Genomic DNA, 21804 nt, shown 5'->3' with positions numbered 1-21804 from the left:
TTTAGTGTACCCAAAACGACACTTTGCTTTTAAGAATTCATGATGTTTGTAATGCAATTTAGTTAGAAATAAACTAATCTTATGGTAAATAATCAAAATCCAAAATTCGATATTACAATTGAATCTCCTGGGCGTATCAACCTAATAGGTGAGCATGTTGATTATAGCGGTGGGAATGTTTTACCTGCTGCTATTGACAGAAAAATTACTTTACGTTTTAAAAAGAACAAAACGAATTTCTGCTCTATTTTTTCTACAAATTTCAAAAGTCATTTCAATATTGATTTAAATAATATTGCAAGAAGTGAAACAGAATGGCACAACTATATCTTAGGTGTTATTTTTCATATCAATGTTTTAAAACCAGATTCTGTAAGAGGTTTTGATTGCGAGATTGAAAGTAATTTGCCTCTGGGTTCTGGAATCAGCTCATCTGCTGCTTTGGAATGTGGCATTGCCAAAGGCTTAAACGAATTATTTGAAATCGGATTAACTGATATTCAAATTATAACCCTTTCAAAAGATGCAGAGCATACCTTTGTTGGTACAAAATGTGGTATAATGGATCAGTTTGCTGTTGTAAAAGGCAAAAAGAACCATCTTTTACAATTAAACTGCGCAACACTAGAGCATAAATTGATAAAAGCAGATTTTGGAGATTATAAGGTGGTTTTACTTAATACAAATGTTGCCCACAATCTTGCGAGCAGTGAATACAACGTTAGAAGGGATGAATGTCAAACTGCTTTAGAGGTGATAAAAAGAAAATATCCAAATTATACTTTACTGGCCCAAGTAAAACCAAAAATAATCAAGGAATTTAAAAAGGTTTTACCTGAAAAAATATACGATAGAGCGCTTTACGTATCTAAAGAAAATAGAAGAACTCTAAAAGCTGTAAAAACTTTGGAAGAAAATGATTTAAAACATTTTGGTGAATTGTTATACAAATCTCATAGCGGCCTAACAAATCGTTTTGAGGTGAGCTGCAAGGAGTTGGACTTTTTAGTAGATTACACAAAAAACCTAGATTATGTAATTGGATCTAGAATGATGGGAGGCGGATTTGGAGGTTGTACCATTAATTTGGTTCATAAAGACCATTTTGATTCGTTTCTAGGAAACATACAGGCCGCTTACCAAGAGAAATTCGAAATTGACTTAATACCAATATCTGTTGTTATTAGCGATGGAACAAGAAAAATTTAAAATGGAATTCAACTCAAAATCACATAGACGATATAACATATTAACTGGTGAATGGATATTGGTTTCACAACATAGAAACAAACGTCCATGGCAAGGTAAAAAAGATAAACCAGCAGAACTAGTAAAGGTAGAATATGATGAAAAATGTTATTTATGTCCTGGAAATACTAGAGCAAGTGGCGACGTAAATCCAAAATACAAAGACACCTATAGTTTTAAAAACGATTTTGCTGCACTAATACAAGATCAAGAACATGAAACCTTTTCAGATGGTTTACTAAGAGCAGAGAGTGAAGAAGGTATCTGCAAAGTTATTTGCTTTTCGCCTAACCATTCTTTAACCTTACCATTAATGTCTATTGAAGACATTACAAAGGTTGTAACACTATGGCAGAAAGAATACGCAGAACTTGGAGATAAAGAATCCATAAACCATGTTCAGATATTTGAAAACAAAGGTGCAATAATGGGTTGTAGTAATCCGCATCCACATGGTCAAATCTGGGCGCAAAGTTCTATTCCAGAAGTGGTTATGCTAAAGCAAAATCAACAACAAAAGTACTGGCAAAAAAATAAAAGGAGTCTTCTTGAGGATTACATTAAACAAGAAATTGAATTAAATGAACGTATCATTCTTAAAAACGATCATTTTGTAGCATTGGTTCCTTATTGGGCTATTTGGCCTTATGAAACTATAATTGTGCCTATAAATCATTATCAGCATATTGGACAGTTAGATGAAGAAGAAAAAGTAGCTTTCGCAGAAATCATTAAAGGATTGACCACTAAATACGATAATTTGTTTCAAGTTTCTTTTCCATATTCGTCCGGAATTCATCAAAGTCCAACAGATAAAGAACATCCAGAATGGCATTTTCACATGGCGTTCTATCCACCTTTACTACGTTCGGCTGAAGTAAAAAAATTCATGGTAGGATACGAAATGTTTGCGAATGCGCAACGTGACATTACCGCAGAACAAGCGGCATCAACTTTAATTAAGTTAAGTAAAAAACACTATAGTTTATGATTTGAAATATCAATTCTAAAACAAAATGTCATGAGCAATCAATTAACTTTAAAGGATATTGCCAGAAGTTTAAAATCAAATTAAACTAAGAGAATTGGTGTCATTGTCCCAAATATTCTTGATGACTTTTTTGCCAAGGTTATCCATGGAATAGAACTGCTAGAGAATTAAACCAAATGCAACGAAAAACCTTTAATGCGCCCTTCAGAAACTTACACCTTAAGAAGCCTAAATAACCTTGAACTTAAAGTATCCAGTCTTGGGATTACTATTTTAAGTCTTAAAGTATCTAATAAAATAATAAGCCAACAAATGCTGTGGTTGGTTTATCAAAAGCTGAAGACTATACTTCTAATCCGTGTCTAAAAATAGGATTATATTTTGGAGCAACTGTTTGAAGATATGCTGTCAGAATTTATGAAGGCGAATTCAAAGTTAATTCGAGCTTCAACTTTCATATTATAATAAATCAACAATACGTTCTAGAGCCATTCCTCTAGAACCCTTTATTAATAAGGTGGAGTTTAAGAAGTTTAAATCTTCTAGTATTTCTTTTAAATCCTCAAAAGTTGAAAATTTATAAGTTGATTTCTTGGTTTTGGTTTTATAGAAATTCTTTCCAATAAGATAAATATTGTCTTCAAAATTTGACTCTATAAAATTGACAATCTCTTGATGTTCTTTTTCAGCATCGTTACCCAATTCAAACATATCCCCTAAGAATAAAAACTTCTTTTTCGCACTAAGCTGTTTCAGGTTTTTGAGAGCAGCCAGCATGCTTGTTGGATTGGCATTGTAAGCATCTAAAATAATCTTGGTAGTTCCTTTTTGAATGATTTCAGATCTATTATTATTGGGGTGATAAGCTTCAATAGCATTTTTTATGGAATCAGAATTCACTTTAAAATATTTTCCAATGGCAACGGCAACAGCAATATTCCCATAATTATAATCACCTATAAGTTGACTTTTAATTTCTTTATCATTATAATTTATGGTTACATACGGATTCGCATTTTTGTATGTTACTAAGCAGTGATTATCAGGATAGGAGCCAAAAGTGCTAACTTTCGTATAGTCTCCAATTTGTTCGACTTGTTTTTGGTCATCAGAATTAATAAAGGCTGTTTTTTTGTTTTGTTTTAAGTAATCATACAATTCAGATTTACCCTTAATGACACCTTCAACACCACCAAAACCCTCTAAATGTGCTTTTCCAAAATTGGTGATTAAGCCATAATCTGGTTGTGCGATACGACTTAAAAATTCAATTTCCTTTTGGTGATTGGCACCCATTTCTACAATTCCGAAGTCTAAATCTTCAGTGAATCGAAGCAGTGTTAATGGAACGCCTATATGATTGTTTAGATTCCCTATCGTAGCTTTAACTTTGTACTCTGAAGACAAAACGGCATATATAAGTTCTTTAGTTGTTGTCTTTCCATTACTACCCGTTAATGATATTATTGGAACATTTATTTTATTTCTATGGTAGGTTGCTAATTTTTGAAGAGTGGTTAGGACATCATCAACCAAAATACAATCTGTATTTATCTCAGCAGTTTTATCATCTATAACACAATATTTGGCTCCACCTTCAAAAGCTTTATTTACAAATTTATTACCATCAAAATTATCTCCTTTTAAAGCAAAGTATATACAATCTTTTGAGAGTTTTCTGGTATCTGTAGATACACCAGAGCATATTTTAAATTTTTGATAAAGTAAATCTATTTCCATGGGTCTAAAAATAAAAAAGTCCTGATAAATTTATCAGGACTTTTCTAAATATTATTTAACGTTTATTAATTACGTTTTTTACCACCTTTTTCAGTTTTAGAACCTACTCTAGAAACAGCACATCTAAAGCCGATGTAATCTGTTGCCATATCCTGTGGGAAATAACGACGTTGTGCAGGATCAATCCAGTAAGCTCTATCTCTCCAAGAACCACCTTTATAAACTCTAACATCATCATTTATTAATGAGGTTCTACTATTAGATTTATCGTATTCTCTAATCATTTTTCCGTCAGTAGAATCTACTTCAACACTATGTTTAGGTGAGTTATACATTTTACCTGTATTATTTTTTGTTCTATCTTCAGCTTCGTCAAAACTTTCTCTGTAATAACGTGATGAACGCTTATCACCATCTCTAAAGTTTCTATTATCACTTTTGCTGAAGTTAGTTCTTAAATAAGTCTCATCCTCATCAATTGCAATTCTAGCAATTTCACCTGGTAAATCTCTAGCAACGATTTTACCGTTACTTAATGTATCATAAACAATTTCATCTACGGTTACGATTTTAACGCTACCATCATCATTAATAGCATTTTTGGTATACACGTTACCTCTATAGTAATTAAAATCATTAAACTCATCATCTACAATTGGTCTATAGACATCAGCTACCCATTCTGCAACGTTACCAGCCATATCATACAATCCATAATCATTTGGTTGATAAGATTTAACCTCTGCAGTAATATCAGCACCATCATCAGACCACCCTGCAATTCCACCGTAATCACCTTTTCCTTGCTTAAAGTTGGCCATCTGATCTCCGCGATTCACACGTTTTCCTGATCTTGTATACTGACCATCCCAAGGATATTTTTTACGTCCTCTATATACGTTATAGCTTCGTAATTCACTCATACCTAGAGCAGCATATTCCCACTCAGCTTCGGTTGGTAGTCTGTATTTTACTGGAATTAATCCTGTTTCTCTGTTGGCATATACATTGATAGGATTACCTTCAGCATCAGTTTGTTGTTTACGTTTTCCACCAGATAATACTTCTTCATTCCCACCATAAGTTTGAGAAGGAGCAGCAATATAAGTATCTGTACTAAACGTGCTTTCTGCACTCACATCTGTATATTGTGCATCTCTTTTAATATAGCCAGCTTCTTGTAAAGCCATTTCCGCTACACGGTCTGTTCTCCAGTTTGCATATTCTACAGCTTGTATCCAACTTACACCTACAACAGGGTAATTGGCATATCCAGGATGACGTAAATAATTTTCAGTCATCATTTCATTGTATCCAAGTCTATTTCTCCAAACTAATGTATCTGGCAGAGCACCCTTATATATTAAGGTATAATTTGGGTCATCTGGTGGGTATACATTCTTTAAGTAATCTAAATAAATTAGATAATTTAAATTGGTTACCTCGTTTTCATCCATATAAAAGGATTGAACGTGTTGCTGATTTGGAGTATTATTCCAATCATGCATTGGGTCATCTTGTACTTTACCCATTGTGAACGTTCCGCCTTCAATAAAAGCGGTTCCCGGAGGAGTTTCTTGTTCTTTAAATTGAGTGTTGTACTGAAAACCACCTTTTTTGTCGTTGATTTTCCATCCTGTGGCACTGTCTACGTTGCCAGAATTAGAAGAACGCTTACAACTAACTATAGTCGCACAAAGCGTTATTGCTATTAATAATTTTAGGTTTGAGACATTTTTCATATCCATACGTTTAAGTAAGCTCGTTAAAATTTAGAGTCGCAATATAACAATTAAAGGTAAACTGACAACTTTTTTTTCGGTCAAATTGCAAAAAAAAGTGCATTTCATCCTTTTTTTTGCGCATAACATCGGATTTTTGGCCAATTTTCGAGTGTATTTTGCTCTTTAATAACGAGCATTGAAATAAATTATTGTTGTATTTTTGAAATTAAAATTACGAAGTCATAATAACACGCTTTTAAGGGCGTTATTTTACTATAAAATTATATAATCATCAGATTAAAGCTGTTATTATGTAATTTTTTTATGACTAAGAAGCTAAAATGCGTAAATGAAAAATTGCTATTTAATTTTTTTTCTTTTTTTCTCTTTAATATGTTTTGCTCAACAGAAACAGTTTAATATTAGCTGGACTGGTGCAGAAATATTAGAAACAGACTATGGGAAAATAGAAATTCCTGCTTTTGATGCCAAACACTTTAATTATAATGATAAGGATGGTTTAATCTTTTTTGCACAATGGGATAGTAATGGCGATACAATAGACGAAAGGGCAGTAACCATATCTAACGTGGCTTATGAAGATATATCTGTATCCGAATTAAAAAATCTGAATCTTCAACTTATTCCAAATTCTCCTAAGTATAAATTATATAATACTAATGCAAGAGGTAAGCGTTCTCATTATTTTGAATTGAGTCCTATTATAAAGGATAAAGGATCCTATAAAAAAATAACTTCTTTCTCTATTATATATAGTAAGCGCTCAAGTCCTATTGAAAATAGAGCAAAAGGTGTCACTGAAATTACGAATTCGGTTTTAAGTACAGGACAATGGTATCGATTCTATATAGAGAACACAGGTGTGTTTCAATTAACAAAAGGCTTCTTAAATAGTTTAGGTATCAATACAAATTCTGTAGATCCAAGAACTATAAAGATTTATGGTAATGGAGGAAGGATGCTACCATTATCAAATTCAGAAAATTATCCTTTTGATGTCGTTGAAAATGCAGTAAAGTTTGTAGGTGAAGAAGATGGTAGTTTTGATAATAACGATTATATACTTTTTTATGGAGAAGGTCCAACAACCTACAATGAAGAAAGTGAAACTAATATCAACTTATATACTGATAAAACGTATTACTATGTAAATGTTAGTGGTGGGAGCGGAAAACGTATTCAGGCTATGCCTACTATTGATACTAATGCTGATATTCAAATAAACAAGTTTCAAGATTATCAGTTTTATGAAGTTGATGAGTACAACTTAGCAAAATTGGGTCGTCGATGGTTTGGCGATGATTTTGATATTGAAAACCAACGCGAGTATGAATTTCAATTTCCAAATTTAGTTACGAGCGAACCTGTAAATTTTAATATTGCAGTTGGTGCTGTGTCAGAAGTATCAACGAGCATGTCAATTACTATAAATGGTAATGTGGTTTCTAACTTAAATTTAAATCCTATAGTTTCTGGATCTGTCTTGGCGCGTGGAGCTAGATTTGTTAATTCACTCAATATGTCCTCAGATGATATAGCGATAACCTTAGACTATAATAATAATGGAAATCCTTCAGGTAATGGCTACTTAGATTATATAAATATTGAAGCAACGAGAGATCTTACTTATGCTGGTGATCAGTTGGTTTTTAAAAATAGAGATGTCAATACTACACCAGGAATTGCGGAATATACATTATCTAATAGCTCTACTGTAGAGGAAATATGGGATATCACTGATCGTTTTAATGTTACTAATATTATAAATTTAGACAATCAGAATAGTATATCTTTTAAGGCATTGTCTGGGGAAGAAAGAATTTACTTGGCATTTTCCAATTCAAATTTTTTGCAGCCAACAAAAGATTCAAAATCATCAGTTGCTAATCAAAATCTCAAAGGAACCATTTTTAATAACGCGCAAGGTGAATTTGAAGATATTGATTATATCATTTTAACACCAAGTCAGTTTTTATCACAAGCAGAGCGCTTAGCTCAAATTAATAGAAATCAATATAATCTTAATGTAAAAGTTGTTGACTTACAGTCTGTTTATAATGAATTTAGTACTGGTAGTCAAGATATAGCTGCATTAAGAAACTTTATAAAATATGTATATGACAATGCCAGTACACCAAGTAATAGATTAAAGTATTTATGTTTATTTGGTGAAGGGTCTTATGACTATAAGGATAGAATACGCAATAATACCAATCTTGTCCCTTCATGGTATACTAAAAGTAGTTTTGCTTTAACAAATTCATTTGTGTCGGATGATTTTTATGTGATGCTAGATGACAATGAAGGTACAATGAGTAATGCTGATAGAATGGATGTTGCAGTTGGTAGAATATTAGCCGAAGATATGCAGCGTGCCAAAGAGATGGTCGATAAAATTGATGCGTATTACCAAAAAGAAGCTTATGGAAGTTGGCGAAATAACATACTTCTTATATCTGATGATGTGGACGTGAGTTGGGAGAAAACGTTACAAGAGACTACAGAAGGTCTTGGTACAACATTAAATGAAGAAAAGCCATTTCTTAATGTAGTTAAAATTCATTCGGATGCTTTTGAACAAGAATCTTCTGCAGCGGGTAATAGATATCCTAAGGTAAACAAAGCGATAAAGGATGCTATAGAAGTTGGCGCATTGGTCGTAAACTATTTTGGACATGGTGGTGAGGATGGGATTGCTAAAGAACGAATTTTTGATAAGTTCGAGGCACAAGAAGTAAATAACGTATGCAAATTCAACTTGTTTGTTACTGTTACTTGCGAATACACTAAATTCGATGATCCTAACAGAGATACTGCAGGTGAGTTTACTTTTTGGAATGTTAATGGTGGTGCTATTGCATTAATAACAACAACACGACAAATTTTTGTTACTGTTGGTGAGTCCATCAACAAAGAATTGGACGATTATTTATTTGCTTTTGGAGCCAGTGATTATTCCTCTGCTGCCGAAGCACTGCGTCTTACCAAAACGGACAATAATGTATCTGGTCTTTCGCAAAAACGATTAGTGTTTTTTATTGGAGATCCTGCTATGAAATTAGCTTTCCCGAAACCAAATGTAAGACTTACAAGAGTAAATGATGTTGAAATAACCGAGCCTACAGATACTTTAAAAGCTCTAAGTTATACAAAATTAGCAGGTGAAGTTGTAGATGTAAACGGAAGCTTATTATCTAATTATAATGGTACATTAACAGCGACGGTTTTTGATAAAGAAATTGAGCGTCAAACCCTAGGTAATGATGGTATCTCAGATTCGAATGGAGATTTGATTATTTTGGATTTTACAACATTAGGAGAAGTTATTTTTAAAGGTCAGGCCAGTATAGTAAATGGACAATTTGAGTTTGATTTTATTGTGCCAAAGGATATTGGTATCCCTGTTGGTAGCGGTAAAGTAAGTTTTTATGCGCAAACAGATAACCCACTTTCTGACCAAGCAGGAGCAAATTTCGATATTAAAATAGGAGGTATTAATGAAAACGCACCTGAAGATAATATCGGGCCGGTCATCAATTTATTCATGAATGACGAGAATTTTGTGTCAGGTGGTATTACAAATGAGTCTCCTAGTCTATTGGCAAAATTACAAGACGATAATGGAATAAATACATCAAGCGGTATAGGTCATGATATTTCAGCAATAATCGATGGTGACGAAACGAACCCAATTGTATTAAATGATTATTATCAAGCCAACATAGATGATTATACTAATGGTGTCGTTACATATCCATTTAGAGATTTAGAACCAGGTTTACATACCTTAACTTTAAAAGCTTGGGATGTTTATAATAATTCCTCTACTTCAGAAATTCAGTTTATGGTTTTTGATAAAGATGAAGAGTTAGTAATAAGTAACGTCTTAAATTATCCAAATCCATTTGTGAGTTATACAGAGTTTTGGTTTAATCATAATAGTGTTGAACCTTTAGACATTTCGGTGCAAATATTTACAATTTCCGGGAAATTGGTAAGAACATTAAATGGACAAACCACAGGAGGAAGTAAAGCTGTAAGTTCTTTATCTAAAGACATAATATGGGATGGAAGAGACGATTTTGGAGATAAAATTGGAAAAGGAGTCTATGTCTATAAACTAAAAGTGAAATCTAACCGTTTAAATAAACAAGTTGAAAAAATTCAAAAACTTGTCATACTATAATAATAATTTATATTTGTTAACGAATTAATACTACTAGACTAGTATTAATAACTAAATTGAACATGAAGAAATACGCAATAACCCTAGTCACGTTTGTTACGCTTAATCTAACTTTTGGTCAAACAGTAGTAATTCCTAGAGCTAACGACAGTAGAGTCATTACAACTGGATTACCTTTTATGCTAATTGCGCCAGATGCAAGATCAGCGTCTTTGGGAGATATGGGAGTAGCAACATCCGTAGATGGGTTTTCACAACAATACAACCCTGCTAAATATGGGTTTTCAGAAGCAAAATCAGGAATTAGTATAAGTTATACACCTTATCTAACGAGATTGGTAAATGATATTTCTTTAAGTTACGTGACATATTTTAATAGAATAAATGAGTACAGTGCATTCTCAGTAGGTCTTAAATATTTTTCGCTAGGAGAAATAGTGTTGACTCAAGATGCTAATGATCCTGGTGTAGCAGTTAAGCCAAATGAGTATGCTATAGATGGAGCATATACATTAAGATTAGGAGATCAATTCTCTATGGCTGTAGCTATGCGTTACATGCGGTCCGCATTAAGAATTGATACGATTGATCCAAATGCTAATCCTGGTAGTACTTTCGGTGCTGATATAACAGGGTATTATCAAAGTGAGGAAGAAGCATATAATGATTTTAATGGCCGTTGGAGAGCTGGTTTTGCTATTCAAAATTTAGGACCTAGATTTAAGTACGATGATGGTGGTAGAGAAGTTTTTCAACCAACAAATTTGAGGTTAGGTCTTGGGTTTGACTTCATTTTTGATGAATACAGTAAACTAGGTGTGACTGCGGAGGTATCTAAATATTTAGTACCTACACCTCCTATAATTGGTGATGAATTTGAATTTACAGATAATAACGGAAATGGAACTTATGAAGAAGATGAGGATGATTTAGCAAATAACCCAATCACAACCGATATAATTGTATCTGGTCAAGATCCGGATGTAAGTTTTATGAGTGGAGTTTTTCAATCGTTTGGTGATGCGCCAGGAGGTTTTAGTGAAGAGTTAAGAGAATTTACATGGTCATTGGGTGCGGAATATTCATATCAAGATAATTTTGCTTTTAGAGCAGGATATTTTAATGAAGCTGAAGATAAAGGAGCACGTAAGTTTTTTGCTTTAGGAGCAGGCTTTAAATACACAACTATAAATGTAGATTTATCATATCTTTTTTCTGCATCGAAAGTTCAGAGTCCTTTAGAAAATACATTACGCTTTTCACTAACATTTAATTTTGGTGCTGGCGAATATAACGAGTATTAGAATATAACTTTAATTAGATTAAAAAGACTATTGTTTTATAAAAGCAATAGTTTTTTTGTCTAATACCACATTTCACATATAATAGGTGTTTTGTAAATTGTAAGCTATGAAGGAAGTTAAAATAGAAACCACATTACAAGTTTATTTAAATATTGATGAACTTCCCGAAGCCATTCAAGATTTAATGGATAAAGCAGTAAAAGCAAGAGAAAATGCCTATGCGCCTTATTCAAAATTCAATGTTGGTGCTGCTATATTACTAGATAACAATGAGATTATTATTGGCAGTAACCAAGAGAATGCGTCTTATCCTTCAGGTTTGTGTGCAGAGCGTACGGCTATTTATTATGCTGGTGCTAAATACCCAAATGCAAAGATTTTAAAAATGGCTGTATCAGCATCGTCACAAAATAAGGTGACTAATAAACCAATTCCACCATGTGGTGCATGCAGACAGTCTATTGCAGAGTATGAGATAAAACAAAATCAACCAATAGAAATATATTTCATGGGTAAAGAGGGTAAAGTTGTTAAATCAGATTCTTTAGCTAATTTACTACCTCTTCTTTTCGATAATTCAGTGTTATAAACTTTTTGTTATTGATTATTCAATAATCTTCTGTTTTTTTACGACATCCTGTTTCTTCATTATTATGTAAAGTGTTATTTTTGTTATTCTATTTTAAAGATTTAATCAACACATGCAAAAAATAACCAAAGCAGTTTACCTAAAGTGGTACGAGGATATGTTATTCTGGCGAAAGTTTGAAGACAAGCTTGCTGCAGTTTACATTCAACAAAAAGTTAGAGGATTCCTTCATCTATATAATGGTCAGGAAGCTGTATTAGCAGGTGCTTTACATGCTATGGATTTAACTAAGGACAAGATGATTACGGCTTATCGTAATCATGTTCAACCTATAGGGATGGGAGTAGATCCAAAACGTGTTATGGCAGAATTGTTTGGAAAAGCTACAGGAACATCTCAAGGTCTTGGTGGATCTATGCATATTTTTTCTAAAGAACACCGTTTTTATGGTGGTCATGGAATTGTAGGTGGCCAGATTCCTCTGGGAGCTGGTATTGCTTTTGGTGATAAGTATCACGATAAAGACGCAGTAACCATTTGTTGTTTTGGTGATGGTGCTGCAAGACAAGGCTCATTGCATGAAACATTTAACTTAGCTATGCTATGGAATTTACCAGTAGTTTTTGTTTGTGAAAACAATGGTTATGCTATGGGAACATCAGTAGAGCGTACCGCAAACCATACCGATATTTGGAAACTAGGTTTAGGTTATGACATGCCTTCTGGACCTGTGGATGGAATGAACCCTATAAAAGTTGCGGAGGCTTTTGATGAAGCGATTCAACGTGCCAGAAAAGGTGGTGGACCTTCATTTTTAGAAGTAAAAACTTACCGTTACAGAGGCCACTCTATGTCTGATGCGCAGCATTATAGAACAAAGGATGAGGTTGAAGAGTACAAAAAAATTGATCCAATTACGCAAGTAAAAGATATCATCCTCGAAAAGAAATATGCTACAGAAGCAGACTTAAAAGCTATTGATAAGGATGTGAAGAAACGTGTTTCAGAATGTGAGAAATTTGCAGATGAATCGCCATACCCAGAAAAGAACGTGATGTATGATGTTGTATACGAGCAAGAAGATTACCCATTTATAGACCATAAAATTAAGTAAGCTATGGCAGAAGTAATAAATATGCCGCGATTAAGCGATACCATGGAAGAAGGAACTGTTGCGTCTTGGTTAAAGAAAGTTGGTGACAAAATTGAAGAAGGTGATATTTTAGCAGAAATTGAAACTGACAAAGCAACGATGGAGTTTGAATCCTTTAACGAAGGAACTCTATTACATATAGGAATACAAGAAGGTGAAACTGCCAAGGTAGATACTCTTTTAGCTATTATTGGTGACGAAGGTGAAGATATTTCTGGCTACTTAAATGGAAGTACAGAAGCTGAAAAATCAGATGCTATACCAGAGTCTAAGGATGAAGAAAAGGATAGCTCAGATAATGGTTCTGAATCCGCATCTAAAGAAGATTTACCAGAAGGAGTTATAGTTGTTACTATGCCACGTCTTAGTGATACTATGGAAGAAGGAACTGTTGCAACTTGGTTGAAGAAAGTTGGAGACGAGGTTGAAGAAGGTGATATTTTAGCAGAAATTGAAACTGATAAAGCAACGATGGAATTTGAATCGTTTCAATCAGGTACACTATTACATGTTGGATTAAACGAAGGCGATTCTGCTAAAGTAGATGCTTTATTAGCAATTATTGGTCCTGCAGGTACTGATGTTTCAGGAGTGGCTAAAAACTTTAAAGCTTCAGGTTCTGAAAATAATACAGAAACTAAAAAGGAAGAAAAGAAAACAGAAGTGACAAAGCCTGTTGAAGGCAAAAAAGAAGCTCCAAAAGCTTCGACTTCAGCATCAACTTCGACTTCAAATTCTGGTGGAAGAATATTTGCATCACCTCTAGCTAAGAAAATGGCAGATGAAAAAGGGATCAATTTATCTCAAGTGAATGGCTCTGGTGAAAATGGAAGAATCGTAAAGCGCGATATTGAGAATTTCACTCCATCTGCACAATCCGCTTCAGTTGGTAAATTTGTACCAACAGGACAAGAAGATTTTGACGAAGTACCAAATTCTAACATGCGTAAAGCGATTGCTAAAAATTTAGCTAAATCTAAGTTTACCGCACCACATTATTATTTGAACGTGGAGTTTGATATGGAAAACGCTATTGCTTTTAGAGTGCAATACAATTCTATTCCAGATACGAAAATATCTTACAACGATATCGTTGTTAAAGCTTGCGCGTTGGCATTAAAACAGCATCCACAAGTGAATTCTCAGTGGTTTGATGATAGAATGCAATTAAATAATCATGTCCATATTGGTGTTGCAGTTGCTGTGCCAGATGGATTGCTGGTTCCTGTAGTTAAGTTTGCAAATGAACAGAGCTTACCTCAAATTGGAGCAGCTGTAAGAGAATATGCTGGTAAAGCAAGAAACAAGAAATTGGCTTTAGACGAAATGGAAGGTAGTACATTTACTGTGTCTAATTTGGGAATGTTTGGTATTGATAGTTTTACATCGATTATCAATCAACCTAATTCGGCTATTTTATCGGTAGGAAATATTGTTGAAAAGCCAGTGGTTAAAAATGGACAAATCGTAGTAGGTCACACTATGAAATTATGTTTAGCTTGTGATCACAGAACAGTCGATGGTGCAACTGGTGCCCAATTCCTTCAAACCTTGAAAGGTTATATTGAAAATCCTGTAACGATGTTAGTTTAATTGTATTAGTAATTTGTTATTCTGAACTTGTTTCAGAATCTAAATATTAGAATCCTGTTTCATAAATTTGAAACAGGATTTTTTAATTGACTCTGCGTCGTTCTTCTTCAGAACCTGTTTCACGATTACGGGAGGATTTTAGTTTGTTATTACCAAAATTTCTAGAATACGTTACAGCAAAAGTTCTATTTGAAAAATCGAAAGTATTATTAGTTTTTATATTTTGCTCGGGTAAGTCAGTACCTCCTGTAAATTTAACACTATCTAATAAATCATTAATTGATAGCTTTAATGTTCCCCACTTTTCACCGAAGTTTTGTTGAAACCCAATATTAAGACCATAAACTTCGTTGTATTTCGCTGAACCAAAGAAACTTGGACCATTGTAAAAACCTGAGAGCTCAGCTGTAAACTTTTCAGATATTTTAAATGAGTGCGTAGTATTGGCTGAGAAATTACCTAAGCTTAATTCTATTGGCTCATCATCATAGAAAGTTCTTACTTTCTGTTTAATAAATGTAAAATTATTTTGAGTTCGCCACCAATCAAAAACCTTTATTGGCAAACCAAGAGTAACACCAAAGGTTCTTGTATAGTCTAAGTTGGCCGCTTCAAAAATTAACCTTCCAGTAGCCTCATCTATACGTTCCTGAAAGTTCGCTATAGAAGAATCTTCATTTGTGTACTGAAATGATAAAAAATACGATTTATAATTAACATCAACTTTAAAAGCATTAGAAATTGCTGGTTGCAAAGAAGCATTACCAGATAAAAAAGTATTCGGGTCAAAGAAAATTACAAACGGTGCTAAATCATTAAAGGTAGGTCTGGTTATACGTTTAGAGTAAGCTAAATTTACACTTAGCGTATCATTAATTTGTCTATTGATAAAAACACTAGGAAACCAAATTCCATAATTCCTATCTACTACTGTACCTTGCGTATCTGTATCTAATTTAGAATCTGTATGCTCATATCTGAGGCCAACTTTAATACTGGTTTTTTCGTCGATACCATATTCAACAGCGCCATAGCCAGCATAAATACTTTCATCTAAAACACTTTTGTTTGTTAAGGTTGGGTCTGGTACCCAAACATTATTTTCAAAATTGTCAACAGACACATCATTTTCAAAATTATTTTTTACACCTTTTATTCCTACCTCAAATTTTAAGTTGTCATTTATTCTATTACTATAATCTAATTTACTTACCCAAGTTTTTAATGGTGTTTCTTTTCCGCTTCTTAATAATTCACTATTTGAAAATGTATTATTCTCATCGAAAAAAGAATTTCGATAATTTGTTGGGTTGTCGAACTCATAATTTAGGTAATCAATATCGAAACTAAGGAATTTATCTTCCGTGAAATTATGTTTAATATTATAATTAAGACCGATATGCTTTAAATAATTTATCTCATCGTTATCTAAGATTACAAAAGATGTAGGATTGCCATTTTCGGAATTAATATTGTTGTTAACAGCGTCCATTGACCATCTATTATCAAAAGCACTAACGAGAATACCCATAATTGTTTTTTCAGAAGTATTTATATCTAATCCAAGTCTCAGATTATGATTTCGTTGTTGAGGTTCTCTATCAGTTACTGTTTTAGATGCTAATACATCTCCATTATCAATGAATTCCCTACTGGTTTTAAATTGTTGTGCTCTTTCATCTAGAGAAAAACCATAGCTACCATAAAAATTCACACTTTTTTTACGGTAGTTAAAGTTTATATTATCATTATTTGTAATGCCTTTTCCATAACCTAAAGCAACAGAGTAAGATCCATTGAGACCTAAATCCGTACGTTTCTTTAAAACAATATTTATGTATCCAGCATTACCTTCTGCATCAAAATTAGCTGGTGGAGTTGTTATTAATTCTATAGATTCAATATTATCAGCGGTCATTCCCTCTAACATCTGAACTAAACCAGATGTTGGCATATAGCTAATTTTATCATTTATCATTACAACAACTCCTTCTTTTCCTACGATTGATATACTGTTACTTTGTCTATTGATATTAATCCCTGGTGAACGCTCTAATACTTCTAAAGCCGTTCCTCCGGCGGAAACTATACTATTTTCAACATTAATCACCATCCGATCTACCTTTTGTTGATATAATGGTTTTTCAGCTTTTATTAAGACTTCATCTAGTTGGTTGCCTTCTTTTAAAACTAAGGTTTCAACTGTATACGTATTATTTAAAACAAATGGTTTTGAGTAGGTTTTTTGAAATCCAACATAACTACCCATAACGATGTAGTTGCCGTTACTAATATTTTCAATTTTGTAACTACCATCATCATCGGTTATAGTTCCTTTTACTAGTGTAGAATCATTGGATCTTAATAAAAGCACGTTTGCGAAAGAGATACCATTATTATCAATATCTGTTATTAAGCCAGAAATATCGAAGTTTTCTTGTGCACTAAGCTGAAGAGAGATGGTAATTATCAGTAATTTAAGAAGCTGCTTAAAATCCATTTTATTCGAGTTTTAAAGTGTAGGGTAATGTGTTTTAAACGATAAAAAAATCTAATATAAATATACACATAGGTTAAGGGCAGCTAATAACCATCTTAATAATAAGGACTTAGAGTATGTAATATTAAGGAATAATTAATTTTAAACCTAGTTTTAGTTCTTTATCTTTAAACTCAAATATAAAAAATATGAAAAAGCTTCTAGCAATAGTTTTTATTGCGTTTTTAATTGCTTGTTCTTCTAGTCGTAAAGTGGTGGAAGATAAATCTGTTGAAGGTGGAAAAAAGCAAATCGTTGAAATAGTAAAACCAAAAAAGATTACAATATCTTCCGAAGATATTAAATTGAGTATGGAGTATTTAGCTTCAGATGAATTAGAAGGAAGAGCAACAGGAGGTCAAGGTATAGAAAAAGCAGCCGTTTTTATTGAAAATTACTTAAAGAAAAATGATATAAAACCTTATTTCAAAACCTATCGTGATACGTTTAAACTAGGTGAAATAACAGGTTATAATATTGTTGGAATGATTGAGGGAAACGATCCTGAATTAAAAAATGAGTTTGTTATTCTTGGAGGTCATTACGATCATATAGGTAAAGGTAAAATTGTAGAAGGGGATTCGATTGCTAATGGAGCTAACGACGATGCTTCTGGCACTGTTGCAGCTATGGAAATTGGACGTTATTTTGCTAAAACTAAAACAAACAAACGTAGTATATTAATTACCCTCTATTCAGCGGAAGAAATGGGATTAAAAGGGTCTTCTCATTTAGCAAAACGCTTAAATGAGGCAGAGATGAATGCTTATACCATGATTAATTTTGAAATGATTGGTGTACCTAGAGCAGCAGATAAATCTATGGCTTATATGAGTGGTTATAACCGTTCTAATTTTGCGCCTATTTTAAATAAATATGCAGGTGAAGAGGTGGTTGGTTTTTTCCCTAGAGCAAAAGAGATGAATCTATTTTTTAGATCAGATAACTTTCCATTTTACAAAGAATTAAAAATGCCAGCACATGCCATTTCAACATTCGATTTTACAAATTTTGATTATTATCACCATGTTGATGACGAAGCAGATAAAATGGATTATAAGCATATGGCTAGTTTTATTAATAAACTGATTCCAGGATTAGAAGGTATGATGAATGCACCAACAAAAGAGGTTCTTTTAAACGATGAATAAAAACATAATTATTACAGGAACAAGCAGAGGAATTGGATTTGAATTGGTTCATTTATTCGCTAATCAAGGTCACAATGTGTTGGCACTATCCCGCAATGCAAAACCAATAAGCAATCTACATTTCGATAATATTTCGTCGTTTGCTTTCGATTTATGTAATGAAGACGACTATGACAAGGTGGTACAGTTTATTGAGAACGAATGGAAACAAGTCGATATATTGATCAACAATGCAGGTGCTATTATTAATAAACCTTTTGCTGAAACTTCATTTAAAGATTTTACAAAAGTTTATCAAACGAATGTTTTTGGTGTTTCGGAATTAACAAGGACGATATTGCCATATATGAAAAATGATGGTCATGTTGTTACTATTAGCTCAATGGGAGGTATTCAAGGCAGTATGAAATTTCCTGGATTGTCAGCCTATAGTTCTAGTAAGGGAGCAGTAATTACTTTGGTTGAGTTACTCGCTGAAGAATATAAAGAAACAGGTCCACAATTCAATGTCTTAGCTTTAGGAGCTGTTCAAACAGAAATGCTAGAAGAAGCTTTTCCTGGTTACAAAGCACCAACGACTGCTAAGGAAATGGCCGAATACATTCAAAATTTTGCTTTGACTGGAAACAAATATTATAATGGCAAAGTCTTACAGGTTTCTAATTCTACACCTTAGAATATTCCTAAACATATAGATGTTAACATTAATTTGTTAACAATTTGAAGATTACTACTACAATACTTGATTCTATATTGATACCTTTCGGGTAAATTAATGGGGATTGATTAAATTTAAATTGACAATTTTTATTGTCTTTACATTTTTGTGTGTGTATGCACATGCGCAATGTAATATCGAAGAGACTATTATTATTTGTGACATGACACAAATAGATGGCGATAATGATGGTGTTTTTGACGGCGTAATAAACTTATACGAAGAGTATACCAATCTAACAGGTAATACGATACAAGCAGGTACTTGGTTTGATCCGGGTTTTAACTTTGCTTTAGATACTTCATCCGGAGATTTATTTCTTTGGGATCTTAATGAAGCCTCCACAACAAATACAGATTATCAGTTTCAATTAACGAATGCAGATTGCGGATCTGATGTTGCGTTAACTATTAATTTGGTGTTGGGACCATTTTCAGGTATAGCCTTACCGACAAATTTAAATGATGTAAACATACAGGTTTGTGATGAAGGTTCAACACCGATTGATATATGCGTTCCATTGCCAGATATGAATCTTTTTGAGGCATTAGAGTCTCTGCCAAGTCCTCATTCAAATGGTCAATGGTCTTATGAGGGAAGTAGTCCAAATTTCATTAATATTATTGGATCTGAATTATTTGTAACAGTACCATATAATTCAGGGCCTCCTTTAGTAGATGAAGAAACGTTTGAGTTAGTTTATAGAGTAGATGGTATTGCACCTTGTGATTTAGTTAGAGAAACTCGGGTTAAAGTTTCTGTTGTTAGGCAGGTTTTTTCTGGTTTGGCCCAGAACAAAAGAATTTGTGAAACGTCAATAATCAATGGCGATTTTGATACTGATATTGATTTAACAGACGATGAATTTTTACTATTCGAAGATATTGAAGGTACATGGGAGATGGATATGTTTGGGCAAGTTTCATCATTAGGTGATTCAGTTGTAAATATAAATGATATTTACCAGCAGATTACAGCTAATAATGTAAGGTTTGGATGTGTCGATATTGATTTCACCTATGCTGTAGATCAAAGATCTGGTGTATGTAATGAAGATGCTAAAACAACGATTAGTTTTAAAATCTACGAATACCTCAGACCATTTTCACAGTCTGATAGTGCTGAGTTTTGTGAAGATGACCCAGCTACACCATCAACGATAAACTTATATGATCAATTAACATTTACCAGCGAAAATGGGGTGTTGTTCGATTATCCTTCTAGCGCTTGTACACAATGGAGTTTAATTTCAGGTTCTTCCAATTTAGGTTTAGTGAGTAATGGTGGAGGGTGTACGCCTTCTCCTGGCTACTCTTATGAAGGATCAATTAATTTAGCTGGTGCAGAACCAGGTACTTATATTTTTCAGTACACGGTTAATCCTGAAATAAATTGTAACCCAGATAATTTTGAAGCTTTAAATTATACAGATCCTTGTACGAGCAGTATTGATAATTCTGGGTTTTGCGAGTCAGAATCTGCACAAGTTGTTATAGTGATTCACCCTAAAAACTATGCAGGTGAAGATACCAGTGGTTTAGAGTTCTGTGAGGCTGATTTTACATCTCCTTTGGATTTAATTTCTTTATTAAACACTAATGGCATTGATGATCCTATTTATACAGGGCCTTTAGGAAATTGGTCTGATACAGTATCAGGTGATAACGTTAGTAATCCTTTTACGATTCCAGAAATTAATAATCAACAGACCTTTAGTTTTGTGTATTCTACAACTACTCGAAATGATTGTGATAATAGTGCGAATCTTACATTTACGATCTATGAAGAGTACCAAGCAGGAAATGATACCTCAATAAATGTCTGTAGTGATGACGGTATCTTCAATTTATTTGATGAATTGGGCGGAAATCCCAATGATAACGGAACTTGGATAGGTCCCAATGGATTTACTTCTTCAACAAGTACAGTAAATTTTGACCCGTTACTTTTTGACCAAGGAGACTATATCTATACAGTGCCTGATAATGGGAACGGCACAGATATATTTTGTACTGGTGCTCAAGCGACATTAACAGTGACAATTCTACAAAGTGCAGATGCAGGTGAGGATATGGAGGCAACGGTTTGCAAATCTGATTTTCAGATAGACCTACTCAATGTTCTGGACAATACGGCAGATATAGGAGGTGTGTTTGCGGACAGCGATAATACCAGCGCATTAACTGGTAGTATCGTAGATATTACTCTTTTAGCCGAAGGCTCTTACAATTTTCAATACGATGTGCAAGGAAATGCTCTATGTAATATTTCTAGCGCTATTATTACCATAACGGTTATAGATGTTGAAGCTCCAGTTGTTCAAAATCAAACATTTTGCCTTACAGATGCTGCAGCGATTTCAGATTTAGAAATTTTAAGCACTGCATTTGATTTTAATTGGTATGATACAGCGACATCAACAGATATATTGTTTGAAACAGAATTGTTGGTTAACGGGGAGGACTATTATCTAAAGGCTGTAGATTCTAATGGTTGTGAATCTGCGAGAACTCAAGTTATCGTAACCGTGTTACCTTTTTCTGACAATACATGCAATGATTGCGAGATTAATGATGGTATTTCAGATAATGATGATAATGAAAATGAAGTATTAGACTTATGTAACTTACCTATTATCTTTCCAGATTTTACGATTGAAATTTTCAACAGATATGGAACGATAGTTTTTAAAGGAAATATTAACACACCACTTTTTGATGGCACCTCAAATCAATCATTAGCCATTGGAAGTCACTTACCTGCTGGCACATATTTTTATGTGTTTAATCCAAATGATGGTAGCACAAAACCATTTCAAGGCAGTGTTTATCTAAGTAGATAATAGAT

13 protein-coding genes are annotated in these 21804 nt (G+C 33.3%); 10 read left to right on the top strand and 3 right to left on the bottom strand.

Annotated elements, in window-relative coordinates:
• Positions 1-81 precede the first annotated feature (81 nt).
• Together galK and SJY34_RS08155 are read left to right on the top strand one after the other, a co-directional pair.
• Positions 82-1209, top strand: coding sequence for a galactokinase (galK, locus tag SJY34_RS08160; RefSeq protein WP_400081138.1), 1128 nt, complete (start codon positions 82-84; stop codon positions 1207-1209).
• Positions 1190-2239 (top strand): UDP-glucose--hexose-1-phosphate uridylyltransferase, encoded by a 1050-nt coding sequence (locus SJY34_RS08155; protein WP_400081135.1) that lies wholly within the window; start codon positions 1190-1192, stop codon positions 2237-2239. Before galK ends, SJY34_RS08155 begins: the two co-directional genes overlap by 20 nt.
• 459 nt (positions 2240-2698) lie before the next feature.
• On the opposite strand, the gene murF is transcribed toward SJY34_RS08155, so the two are convergent.
• Positions 2699-3979 carry a UDP-N-acetylmuramoyl-tripeptide--D-alanyl-D-alanine ligase gene (murF, locus tag SJY34_RS08150; protein WP_400081133.1) on the bottom strand — a complete coding sequence of 427 codons (1281 nt, stop codon included), beginning with the start codon at positions 3977-3979 and terminating at the stop codon, positions 2699-2701.
• Positions 3980-4044: 65 nt separating this feature from the next.
• Positions 4045-5727 (bottom strand): gliding motility lipoprotein GldJ, encoded by a 1683-nt coding sequence (gldJ, locus tag SJY34_RS08145; RefSeq protein ID WP_400081130.1) that lies wholly within the window; start codon positions 5725-5727, stop codon positions 4045-4047.
• Between the two features lie 325 nt (positions 5728-6052).
• Between gldJ and porU the strand changes: the two genes are divergently transcribed.
• From porU to SJY34_RS08120, 5 genes are all read left to right on the top strand, one after another.
• A complete protein-coding gene (gene porU / locus SJY34_RS08140) occupies positions 6053-9910 on the top strand; it encodes a type IX secretion system sortase PorU (protein WP_400081127.1) in 3858 nt (1285 codons plus the stop codon).
• A gap of 62 nt (positions 9911-9972) precedes the next feature.
• The gene (gene porV / locus SJY34_RS08135; RefSeq protein ID WP_400081124.1) at positions 9973-11214 is read left to right on the top strand and encodes a type IX secretion system outer membrane channel protein PorV; all 1242 of its coding nucleotides are present in this window, start codon (positions 9973-9975) and stop codon (positions 11212-11214) included.
• A gap of 106 nt (positions 11215-11320) precedes the next feature.
• Entirely contained in the window at positions 11321-11803 is a 483-nt protein-coding gene (cdd, locus tag SJY34_RS08130; protein ID WP_400081121.1) for a cytidine deaminase, read from the top strand.
• Between the two features lie 112 nt (positions 11804-11915).
• Positions 11916-12917, top strand: coding sequence for a pyruvate dehydrogenase (acetyl-transferring) E1 component subunit alpha (pdhA, locus tag SJY34_RS08125; protein WP_400081118.1), 1002 nt, complete (start codon positions 11916-11918; stop codon positions 12915-12917).
• Between the two features lie 3 nt (positions 12918-12920).
• Complete coding sequence (locus SJY34_RS08120) at positions 12921-14549, top strand: pyruvate dehydrogenase complex dihydrolipoamide acetyltransferase (protein WP_400081115.1); 1629 nt, start codon at positions 12921-12923, stop codon at positions 14547-14549.
• Between the two features lie 82 nt (positions 14550-14631).
• On the opposite strand, the gene SJY34_RS08115 is transcribed toward SJY34_RS08120, so the two are convergent.
• Entirely contained in the window at positions 14632-17049 is a 2418-nt protein-coding gene (locus SJY34_RS08115) for a TonB-dependent receptor domain-containing protein (RefSeq protein WP_400081112.1), read from the bottom strand.
• 188 nt (positions 17050-17237) lie between these two features.
• Here SJY34_RS08115 and SJY34_RS08110 point away from each other — a divergent pair, with 188 nt between their 5' ends.
• The 3 genes from SJY34_RS08110 to SJY34_RS08100 all read left to right on the top strand — a co-directional run bounded on the left by SJY34_RS08110 (position 17238) and on the right by SJY34_RS08100 (position 21799).
• Complete coding sequence (locus tag SJY34_RS08110; RefSeq protein ID WP_400081109.1) at positions 17238-18239, top strand: M28 family metallopeptidase; 1002 nt, start codon at positions 17238-17240, stop codon at positions 18237-18239.
• Positions 18232-18915, top strand: coding sequence for an SDR family NAD(P)-dependent oxidoreductase (locus SJY34_RS08105; RefSeq protein WP_400081106.1), 684 nt, complete (start codon positions 18232-18234; stop codon positions 18913-18915). The genes SJY34_RS08110 and SJY34_RS08105 overlap by 8 nt, the downstream gene beginning before the upstream one ends.
• Before the next feature lie 106 nt (positions 18916-19021).
• On the top strand, positions 19022-21799 hold the full coding sequence (locus SJY34_RS08100) for a gliding motility-associated C-terminal domain-containing protein (RefSeq protein WP_400081103.1): 2778 nt from the start codon (positions 19022-19024) through the stop codon (positions 21797-21799).
• Positions 21800-21804 lie beyond the last annotated feature (5 nt).

Source organism: Winogradskyella sp. R77965 (assembly GCF_044594915.1).
Classification (GTDB): domain Bacteria; phylum Bacteroidota; class Bacteroidia; order Flavobacteriales; family Flavobacteriaceae; genus Winogradskyella.
Note: the sequence above shows the minus strand (reverse complement) of the source record. Positions and strands in the feature narration are given on the sequence as shown.